Source organism: uncultured Mucilaginibacter sp., assembly GCF_903913935.1.
Classification (GTDB): domain Bacteria; phylum Bacteroidota; class Bacteroidia; order Sphingobacteriales; family Sphingobacteriaceae; genus Mucilaginibacter.
In genome coordinates this window covers 1-1,837 of the sequence record NZ_CAIWNH010000256.1, presented here as the reverse complement: position 1 = coordinate 1,837, position 1,837 = coordinate 1, and the positions used below count along the sequence as shown (strand labels likewise).

The 1,837-nt window shown below is 40.5% G+C and carries 3 protein-coding genes; all 3 read right to left on the bottom strand.

The annotated features are described in order from the left end of the window. Positions 1-244 precede the first annotated feature (244 nt). Positions 245-811 (bottom strand): SRPBCC family protein, encoded by a 567-nt coding sequence (locus QZY09_RS09945; RefSeq protein WP_295671880.1) that lies wholly within the window; start codon positions 809-811, stop codon positions 245-247. A 185-nt stretch (positions 812-996) separates the two neighbouring features. Continuing rightward, a complete protein-coding gene (locus QZY09_RS09940; RefSeq protein WP_295671877.1) occupies positions 997-1,521 on the bottom strand; it encodes a superoxide dismutase family protein in 525 nt (174 codons plus the stop codon). A 126-nt stretch (positions 1,522-1,647) separates the two neighbouring features. After that, positions 1,648-1,837 (bottom strand): hypothetical protein (locus QZY09_RS09935; protein ID WP_295671874.1); only part of this gene is annotated, 190 nt, incomplete at its 5' end.

Genomic DNA, 1,837 nt, shown 5'->3' with positions numbered 1-1,837 from the left:
TCATGTCGATTGCCTTTGATTAACTTTTATAGTTTTACAGGATGCTTATCAAACCTGAATTGCCTTAGAAACAATCTACCACGATTTAAGGAAGTAAATAACAATGGCCTAATAAGTGGGCCATTGTTATTCTTGGTGACCTAAGGCGTAATCGACTAGGGCCTAAGGGTATGATTCCGTCTCTAAGACTGTCGCTTTAAACCACATTACGATTTGGTCAGCGCATGAGTAAAGTGTGAGATAGCTATTTACAAGCCAGCATTTCAGCAACCCTCTGTTGGGAAGCTCTTTGAGCCATTAATTCAAAGCGCCCACGAATACTATTTTTAATAAAGTACTCAATCACTGTGGAAGGAATAAGTGAATCGGGCTCCACTAGGGATTCATACTTAAATGTCGTTGAGTCTTTTTCCGAAATGAGTCTCCAACTACCTTTATAGAACTTTGTATCGCCGCTAATTTGCTCGAAAGTTAACAATCGATTGGATACCTCTGTATATTCAACAAGAGACTTCATCTCGATTGAAAAAAGCAGGATTTGCTCTTCGATCACTCTATAAACCCGCACCTTATTACCAGCCCGAGATATTACTTTTGATTCTAAAATTCCTGGGATATTTTTTGCGCTCTCATAGCTCGTAATAAAAGCATAGGCAGTACAGAGGTTGATTGGAACAGTATAGGATGCTTGTATCTGAAAGCGACTATCAATCAATCTTGTGCTTACCTGAACATCATAAGGGTTAATGTTTTCTTGAGCATACCCCTGGGATATGAGCAAAACCAGCGCTAGAGGAAAAAGCCATTTCATAGACGAATTTTAGAGTCTAATTGAATTTGTTGTGTTAAACGGCATCACAAAAACTGAGCTTCGATGCGCGTCGCTTAACAGCTCAACCTTGAGAATATTCGAGAAATAAAAAACCACCCGAAGGTGGTTTTAGTTTTTCTTGGTGGCCTGGGGTGGAATCAATCACGATAACAAAATGCTCAACCCTACTTAATAAGGCCACACGCAATTCTTGGGCCTGAGTTACCAGCTGGCTGTGATTTGTAATCATCGGGGTCGCGATGAACAACAACAGATCTTCCCAATATTCCAGTTGGCCCACTACTAACAGAAAACCCGCTTAACTTTGCCGAATAAACTGCATTACCATTAGCGTCTGATTTAATGTTTGGCATATCTCCAGCATGATTTGAGCCACTTCCGGGCATGCCATGTGATGCAGTATCTGGATTAAAGTGTCCGCCCGCACTGGTTGCATCAGGAGCAGAGCAGTCTCCTTTTTCATGAACATGAAACCCTTGCTCAGCATTTGGCTTCAAACCAGAAAAGTTACCGGTTACTAAAACATCATACCCTTGCCATACAAAGTTAACCGTGCCTTTTGCATTCGAGCCTGAACGTGAATCTAGGGTGGCAGATGCTTTTTGTCCTGTTCCACGCTCCATTGACTGGCAAGCCACTAATGATAAAACAGCCAAAACACCTACCAATAAAGAAATACTTTTAGTCATCTCTTGTCTCCCTGAATTTATATTGACTCAAAAATCTATTTTATTCTGACACAAATGTCTTTTAAATAGAGACCATATTTACAGTAGTTTTATTAGGGCAGATCCCCAACCACAGTGAAGTGCTGACTATGGCTTTGGGCTCGAATATATTGTGTGTGATAGATATTCTCCATTTTTATTCACCTTTACTAAAACCATATCGCCCACATCTACAACTCTGCCCGTGAAAGCTTGAATATTGACATGATGTGTAACCAGAATCAGGGGCACCTTAGATTGCTTGACTAACTCATTTTTAATAAACTCTCCTAGTGCT

Excerpts from the sequence above, each read along its gene's own strand:
- QZY09_RS09945 (WP_295671880.1), bottom strand. The coding sequence starts at position 811 with ATGAAATGGCTTTTTCCTCTAGCGCTGGTTTTGCTCATATCCCAGGGG.
- QZY09_RS09940 (WP_295671877.1), bottom strand. The coding sequence starts at position 1,521 with ATGACTAAAAGTATTTCTTTATTGGTAGGTGTTTTGGCTGTTTTATCA.